This window comes from Paenibacillus sp. 01T442, assembly GCF_056398345.1.
Genome location: NZ_JBFTPF010000131.1, coordinates 1 through 7684, shown reverse-complemented (window position 1 = coordinate 7684; position 7684 = coordinate 1). Strand labels below are relative to the sequence as shown.

Annotated in this window: 10 protein-coding genes and 1 pseudogene; all 11 read right to left on the bottom strand. The window is 36.9% G+C overall.

The genetic code is table 11. From position 1 onward, the window contains the following. Positions 1-518: 518 nt before the first annotated feature. Complete coding sequence (locus AC1DLM_RS33865) at positions 519-1016, bottom strand: NUDIX hydrolase (RefSeq protein WP_477572441.1); 498 nt, start codon at positions 1014-1016, stop codon at positions 519-521. Between the two features lie 141 nt (positions 1017-1157). Further along, positions 1158-1433, bottom strand: coding sequence for a GNAT family N-acetyltransferase (locus AC1DLM_RS33860; protein ID WP_477572440.1), 276 nt, complete (start codon positions 1431-1433; stop codon positions 1158-1160). Between the two features lie 311 nt (positions 1434-1744). Continuing rightward, the gene (locus AC1DLM_RS33855) at positions 1745-2320 is read right to left on the bottom strand and encodes a GNAT family N-acetyltransferase (RefSeq protein WP_477572439.1); all 576 of its coding nucleotides are present in this window, start codon (positions 2318-2320) and stop codon (positions 1745-1747) included. Between the two features lie 256 nt (positions 2321-2576). Next, entirely contained in the window at positions 2577-2873 is a 297-nt protein-coding gene (locus tag AC1DLM_RS33850) for a hypothetical protein (RefSeq protein WP_441992579.1), read from the bottom strand. An 89-nt stretch (positions 2874-2962) separates the two neighbouring features. Further along, positions 2963-3508, bottom strand: coding sequence for an ATP-binding protein (locus tag AC1DLM_RS33845; protein ID WP_441992578.1), 546 nt, complete (start codon positions 3506-3508; stop codon positions 2963-2965). A 233-nt stretch (positions 3509-3741) separates the two neighbouring features. Then, positions 3742-4002, bottom strand: coding sequence for a hypothetical protein (locus tag AC1DLM_RS33840; protein ID WP_441992577.1), 261 nt, complete (start codon positions 4000-4002; stop codon positions 3742-3744). 218 nt (positions 4003-4220) lie between these two features. Further along, positions 4221-4970 (bottom strand): class I SAM-dependent methyltransferase, encoded by a 750-nt coding sequence (locus AC1DLM_RS33835; RefSeq protein WP_441992576.1) that lies wholly within the window; start codon positions 4968-4970, stop codon positions 4221-4223. Positions 4971-5104: 134 nt separating this feature from the next. Further along, a complete protein-coding gene (locus tag AC1DLM_RS33830) occupies positions 5105-5371 on the bottom strand; it encodes a CD3324 family protein (RefSeq protein WP_441992575.1) in 267 nt (88 codons plus the stop codon). A 287-nt stretch (positions 5372-5658) separates the two neighbouring features. Then, positions 5659-5904 carry a hypothetical protein gene (locus tag AC1DLM_RS33825; protein WP_441992574.1) on the bottom strand — a complete coding sequence of 82 codons (246 nt, stop codon included), beginning with the start codon at positions 5902-5904 and terminating at the stop codon, positions 5659-5661. Positions 5905-6358: 454 nt separating this feature from the next. Beyond that, positions 6359-6580 (bottom strand): annotated as a pseudogene (locus tag AC1DLM_RS33820) (DUF6547 family protein); the annotation flags it as partial. A 219-nt stretch (positions 6581-6799) separates the two neighbouring features. Then, positions 6800-7459 (bottom strand): HAD family hydrolase, encoded by a 660-nt coding sequence (locus AC1DLM_RS33815; RefSeq protein ID WP_477572438.1) that lies wholly within the window; start codon positions 7457-7459, stop codon positions 6800-6802. Positions 7460-7684: the final 225 nt, after the last annotated feature.

The window sequence follows — 7684 nt, the reverse complement described above, 5'->3', positions numbered from 1 at the left end:
CAGCACTTTTGCTCAAGAACGTGACAGGTGGAACGAGCGTCTTCATGAAGGAATTAAGCGTCAACGCTTTAGAAGAAACCCTATCCAATACCTCAAAGATATTGAATCGAGGGCTTGTGCGTTAATTGGTCAGTCGTAGAAAAAAAAAACACTTGAACGTTTGAAACTACTCAAACATCCAAGCGACTCTCCTCTTGCTTCCAAGTTAGTGTCTTTTGAAACCAAGCTTCGGTTTTGGGATTTTCTTAGGGGCGAATTCGTTTAATTGGGCAGAAATTGTTCGAACAGATTCTCCGCCCATTTGTGGTTCGCATGAACGCAGATTCACTCACTCTATGCTTTCAATGTCTGTGAACTAAAACCCAGAATACGTTTATCAGCCTCATATAGCATCCATAAATCTTTTAAATTCATAATAAAAACCCTCCCAAGTTTGGTTGATTCTAGTTTCGCTAGAAATTGGAGGGTTTAATCTTATATTCCAATATTTAACTATCGTTATCCGATAGTTAAATGAGTTAGCATAATACAACCCAATTATCGAATCGTTGAAATCCGATGGGTAATTTCCCCGTCATTAACCATTCAACTGCCTGTATAACAAGTGGAGAAGAATTATCATTGGTAATTTGATCGATGGGAACCCACAATGCACCCAATGAATCTTGTCCTTCAAACTTTTCAGTAGTGCTTAAAATCATTCCATCGATATACTGAACTAGAAAAAATACGGCAACATGATGAATATGAGAAGTGCCCTTTTTGGGGAGTTCAAAAGGAATTAGATAGTCACAAACACCGACATTCTCTTTAATCTGTACGTTGATTCCAGCTTCTTCATGGAATTCCCTTTGTACAGCCTCTGTTAGAGATTCTTCGACTTCAATAGTACCTCCAGGAAGGTCATATCGCCCGAAGTATGGTCCTGCTCCCTTTCTGATGACTAATAACTTTTCTCCATCTAAACAAATTCCATATGCACCTAAATGCCGATGCCATTTTTCATTTTCGTTCACTAAAAACACCCCGCACAGAGAATATACCGCCTCTCTATAATTCTAGAGGATATTCCCAGTATCCTGCTCTTTACTTCAATGAAATAGGGACCGTCCAGACTGCGCGGCAGCCGACGATCCCTATTGAAGTAACGTTTGTCGTTAGCGGAATGAACGAATCTGTTTATGGTTTGGCATGAATCCAGTTTTTATACCTTTTTTGAATCCAGCATTTTCATAAAACAAAAGTGTCCCTTCCTCTTTTGAACCAGTGAGCAACATAACTTTATAACAATTTTGTTCCCATGCAATCTCTAATGCCYTTTTCAAAACTGCATCCCCATATCCTTTTCTTCTAAAATGGGCATGAGTAACTACATTTTCAATTAAACCATAAGGACGGGCATTTCTTGTTAAGTTTGGAATTATGACTAACACACAAGAGGCTACTAATTGATTATCTTATCCACTACGATATAGTGCATATTTAAATCATTGTAGATTCTGTCCCACAATGAGTCTAAATCCCCCACAATAAGTTCTGGGTCATCTTTGTTTAAATGTTTATATAGATCTAATAACTTGGGTAATTCGTTTTTGTTTATAGTTCTGATTGTTACATCTTTCTCCATAGTTCCACCCCTGAAAACGCCACGGATTCACCGGCAGCCATGTTTTGGTCGACTATTTAGCTATCGTTCTCAGTTAGAGTAATTCGAAATGTCTAATGCTTCGTTGACACAGGATTGCTAAAACTCCACACCGCGGACTTTAGAAAACACCATAGTATCACGCAATGAACCATCAACAGAAAGATCATCATTTCGTATAATTCCTTCTAAAGTAAAACCTAACCGTTCGGCTACTCTATAGCTTCTTATATTTTTTGAGTCACATCGAATTTCTACACGGTTAGCTTGTAACGCTTGAATCGCGAAATTCAAAATAGCCTCTACAGCTTCAGTCATATATCCTTGCCCTCCAAAAGATGTACGAACCCAGTAACCAATCTCAAACCTTCGTACCTTCCAATCAATATTGTGAAGCCCACTATTGCCAATTAATTCCCCAGTTTCCTTTAATAATATGAGTAATCTCATATCGGAGCGTTCTAAGAATTTTAATCTCGCTTTTCGTATGTTTGCCTCTGATTCTTCTGGTGTAGGCATGGTTTGTGCCCATGGCATCCAAGGAATTAATTCTTCCAAACTTTCTCTTATCGCTTCATTTACTTTTATTCCATCATCTAAAATTGGAGCACGAATAAGTAAACGTCTACTTTCAAACGCCTCTGGTATTGAAAACAAAATCGGGTCAGATGCCAATGCAACACATCTCCAATCAAAGTTTTCCAAACATTATCACATTTGGTGTTTGTTTTTACAAGGAATATTTTCCATCTAATCTTGATCGTTAGAGGGGAAAAGGCAGCCGGTCGTTTGTCAGCTGCCATCAAGTCATGATTAAACTATTTTCCTACGTTAGTTTAATGACCCGTCAGAATCTTGTTATTTTAAGACTCTCCATCAAGAACTTACTACAAGTCTTCCGTTACCTCATTAAATAATATCTTACAGTGACTTAAGTTCTAACTGGAATCCAATCACTTTTATTTATCGAAAAACTTGTTGAAGCACATTGCATTGCCTCATCTACGGTACTTAGGTCGAAATCATTTAGAACTACCCAATTCTTATCACACAAAAATAGATAGTATTTATCTCCATTTTTATATTTTGCTATTGCTAATGCAGTTATGGCTACTTCCTTTTGAGATCCGTCATCTTCTTCAAATATCATTTTTGATAGTGGCGTTTCGGGGCCATTGCAAGTGTGCATTATCACATTCGCACCATCCAAAACAGCAGGTACATTCACAATATTTCCCCCTCAGTGTGAATTAATTGTTAGTCACGGCTACTAAACTATCGTTCTTTCGTTAGTTTAATCCTGAAATGCTAAATGCTTCAGTTGATCAAGGATTGCTTGATTTGTTCTATTATTTCTGTGATATTATTGGGATCTTTTATTTCAAATAGATAATTAGCTTCGTCTTTACTAGGTGGTATTACTCCCGAATTTCCTTGTCGCTCCAACACTTCTAAAAAGCTCGATGCACTTCTGAAAATAGCTTTACTTTTTTGGGTTTGTTCAACTCGTGCTCTCAGTATTTCAATAGATAAATTAAAGTAAACAATAATACTTTTAAATCCCTTTTCATGAAAATATCTGAGTACATTTGTTCGTCCTGATTTATTTAGATTACAATTGCTTAAGATGATGTGAAAATTACTTTGCACTGCAGCATATTCAACAATCGCATTGGTAATAGAGAATTTTAGTGTGTTAGGTCCTTCTATGGGGAGAAGCTTCTTATAATGGCTATTAATAAATTCAGCATGATTATCCTGATCTATGACTATAGCTTGTTGTAAGACAGATTCCAATTCTTTAGCGAAAGTAGTTTTTCCACTATGCGTTATTCCAACCGTCATAACTACTAGGCGGTTCATATAATTAATCGCTCCTTTTATATTTTAGATCGTACTTTCAGATATCGGATATTCAGAAAGTTCGTAACTCCTCCATCCCGAAGTGTATTCGAGGAACAATTGAATTATCCTGCCCCGGATAGCTAAAAAAGAGGCTCCCGCTGCTTATTGCGGCGGTAGCCTCTTTTTATAAAGTAACGTTCTTATGTTAGTTGAATTGTCATGCCGAATGTCCCGCAGCGTTAGGACTTTTTTTATTTACTGTAGCCTATATATTCACTCGCAAAAAATGTAACATCCTCAGTAAATTCTAATTGTTTGTTTACTCTTGTTTCACTTACTGTAACTCTCCAATTTAAACCATGCTCAGTAAATACCAATCTAGCGTTTTTAATTTCATATTTCCCCGCCCCCAAATGAGAGTACACTTTCTGATTTGCTTCTCTTTGTAAGATAAGAATCCCCAAGTAACTAACAACCATTAAAACAAGCAAACTCCACATTATTCTCTTCATCACTACAACTCCTTGAATAATCTCAAATAATTAGACGGAGTTACTTACAAATGTTTCAATTTCCTCATAATGCCCGCCAATTAGAAAGGAGTTTGTTCCATTATTCTTGCCGCCTGTTATCAAAACAGGCGGCCACTATTAATTTCAGAGGTAGCCTGTTTTAGATGCTTATTGAGCTATCGTTTCCCGTTAGAGTTTAATGAGTTACCTGAACTGGTTTACTTAACTGCATGAATTGAAAACCATTGAGGAAGGGCTGCCATGGGATTTATTTTCCAGTTACACAACTCATCTAGTTCTTGTTTCGAGAGCGAATTCCCTTCATCTTTTGACTCATCGATCCAAAATGAGCCATCCTCTGCATACATTTCTTCGATATGCTTAACACATAGACCCGATGAAATAATAGCATTCACAATATCCTGTATACGCCAATGAAGTCTTGGAACCTCATCTATAAGAAAAGGTCCAATAGCAAAAGGGCGGCTAAATGGGTGAATATCAAACATGATATACGCGCCATTACTTTTAAGAATTCTCTTTATATTGTTGTACATGGAGTTTAAATCATTAATCCATACATGGACTCCATTCGATGTATATACAAAATCATATTCATCACTTTTAATGTTACTTAGTTGCGTTGTATCATCGCATATAAATTCAATATCCCATCCATTTTTCCGAGCCAAGTTCGAGCTATTTTCTATTTGTCTTTCTGAAATATCGCACGATGTAACCCTTGCTCCCATTAAATGAAAAGCGAAGACTGCATGGTTATCTCCACTTGAAGGAACACATACTTTCTTACCAGCCAAATTAGGCATCGCCTTATTTATCATTGAATATGTTGTACGATGAAATGCCGATTCAGGGATCTGCATTATTTTTTCTATTACCTTATCTGTTCTATGTCTTTGATACCATGTTTCGGACCATTCATTCCATATTCCTCTTACATTTTCCATTAGAGTACCCACCTTTATGAAATTTGTTATTAAAATTATAGCAAGACAGAAACTTTTTAAATTTATAATAATCAACTAGAAAATAAATTTTACACAAAAAGTCGCACCKGATCCGATGCGACTTTTTGTATCCATTATTTTTTAGAGTAAATGATCTTTCTTATACTATGGTAAGAGAGACAGAACGTATCTGATAATTCATCAAAAGAAGAACCGTTTAAATACCCTTCGCGGATTTCTTCATTTCCATCATCCAAATATTTTCTACTCCCTGAATTTTGGCCCCACTTTTTATGCATTTCCTCAGGGGAGGGGATATATATTATTCCACCTTTTACATACTTCTGTATTTCCTTAAGTAATTCTTCTGGAAAGACGGTAACTGCATTCGCATATTTCATTTTAGCTCTGCTCCTTAAAATTTTTTTTGTTTTAAGGGGCAAAGTCTATACTATAAACAAAAGAGAATCATTTCACTATGGCGGCAACTTATTTCTAGCTCCATACAAACAACCGCCGTTGTTCATAGTTTAGACTTTGCACGGAGCCACTTCTTGTCGTTTAGATTTTGAACGAAGCCAATCATTATCATCATACCGCCATAACCTCCTTTTTTACGTGAATTAAAGATAAACTTCTCTTAACCTTTTTAATTAATTCGATAGTATTTCTCAACTATCTGTCCCGTTTAATCATCTAAACTGTATTGTTTGTTGTTCATAATGTCGTCGATAACCAGACTGATTTCATCAACATTTTTCCGATCTGTATCGAGCAAATATTTCCTATTTAAACCTGATTCATTAAATTCTTGGATTAAGATCAGGCACCGTTCCCCCATCTGGTGTTCGGGTATTCTCAACTGGTCTCTTTTTAAAAGAGTCTCATGATCAGTCATTAGTACCACATAGACCACATTCTGGGTTAAATCCATCAACTTGTCTCTTAGCCAATATGCCTCATCTGGAAAAGTAACATAATCTATTACAACATCAATCCCATTGAGAACGAAATTTCGAGTAAGACTTAAGATATTATTCCAAATGAGGGCCAACTCGGATTTGCTTTCCCAAGGCTTTTGTCGACCCCTAACGTGTATATGACTTACATCGTCACCTGAGATATATGCACTGTTTTTTTAAGCGTCCACTAGTGCAGTGGAAGTCGTTGATTTCCCTACTCCTGCTGGTCCTGACAATATATAAACAGTTTGCATTAACAAATCTCCCTCTTCAAAGTACATCAACCCCATGGGATATTGTACCATATTTGTTATAGGCCTATTGTGAAATCCTCCCGTTACTTTAATAAACAAAATAGGAGCTGCCGCGATGCAGTCCCCTAAACTATCGTTCTGCGTTACTTCAATGGCTTGGCTTTACACCATTTCACTTACTTGAATCCGGCCATTCATCTCCTTCTCTTCTGCAAACCCAATCAAAATACATTTCGGAGCCAAATGGTTCTGTTGCCATCTTTACCCCGTTCTTTGTAATTTCAAAGTCTTCAAGGTTAATCTGATCCGTTAAATAAACAAGAACATCATGGATTCCACCATCGCGAGCAGATTGAGCAATTATTGCAAATACCTCTTTTTGTTCAGTACTTAGCTCGCCTAGACTTTGTTGACCTTTTCATTCTCAACCGTTTTAGGCCAGCCATCTCCCATTATCCAGCGAKGGAGAACCACCTTGGCGTAGCTTGACTAAATCATCAATGAATATTTTATAAAGTTCTAATGCTTCTTGGTCCATTCGCTTATCCCCCAAGTTTATGTAATATCAGGTTTATGAACTTCTATATCACTTATATTCAGCTCTCGTTTTCCGTTAGGTTAATACGTATTGGGTTAATTCTCCTAAGTCATCAATAATTACATCAGCGTTGACATCTGAAGATACTGTATTGTTTCTTTTCCAAGCTGTTTTAAAACCTACAGCACAACTCGCTCTTATATCATTTTCAGGGTGGTCTCCTACAAATAGGGCGTCTTCAGCTTCAACACCGAGTTTAGATAATGCTCTTTTAAAAATTGCGGGATCAGGTTTTTGTAACCCCTCCCATTCCGATATAAGAACCTCATCGAATAAATGGCTGATACCCAATGCTTTGAAATTGTCATATTGGAATTGCCCATAACCATTAGAAACAAGTGCTATCTTGACCCCGTTATTCTTTAGCTGGCTAAGCATATTCATCAAATTAGGAAAACCTATACAATGCCTTTGAAATCCACTCACATAATCGCTTAGCAGTTCCTCCCAATCTATTTCCAGGATAGAGAACTCAGCTATAAGCTGTTGGTAAACTTTATCTTTCCAAACGTACCCATGGTTGTCTAGCTCTATGAAACGTTGCACAAAAGTATCTTTATCGACTACTCGAAATTGCGAATAGCGATTGTACTGGTCACGAACAAATAATAAAAGTGAAGTATCTCGGTCCAATAAGGTACCATCTAAATCAAAAAGCACTGCTTTAATATTCAAATCACACAGCCCCTTCAACAACATTCATATACTAATACGACGGGAATCATGCGTAATCCTTACATTTGGAACTAACCTCCCTCTATGAGGAATAGATTTTCTTTTAAATACTCTCTAAATCTTAGGATTTCGATGCTTTGCTAAAGGTTAGGGACAACGTGCCTATGGGATAATATTGAGTTAGATGAAAAAACTGGGTGTGGAAATATAAATGAATGCCTCCAC

Coding starts and splice junctions, on each gene's coding strand:
- AC1DLM_RS33845 (WP_441992578.1), bottom strand. CDS start 3,508: ATGAACCGCCTAGTAGTTATGACGGTTGGAATAACGCATAGTGGAAAA.
- AC1DLM_RS33840 (WP_441992577.1), bottom strand. CDS start 4,002: ATGAAGAGAATAATGTGGAGTTTGCTTGTTTTAATGGTTGTTAGTTAC.
- AC1DLM_RS33835 (WP_441992576.1), bottom strand. CDS start 4,970: ATGGAAAATGTAAGAGGAATATGGAATGAATGGTCCGAAACATGGTAT.
- AC1DLM_RS33830 (WP_441992575.1), bottom strand. CDS start 5,371: ATGAAATATGCGAATGCAGTTACCGTCTTTCCAGAAGAATTACTTAAG.
- AC1DLM_RS33825 (WP_441992574.1), bottom strand. CDS start 5,904: ATGGATTTAACCCAGAATGTGGTCTATGTGGTACTAATGACTGATCAT.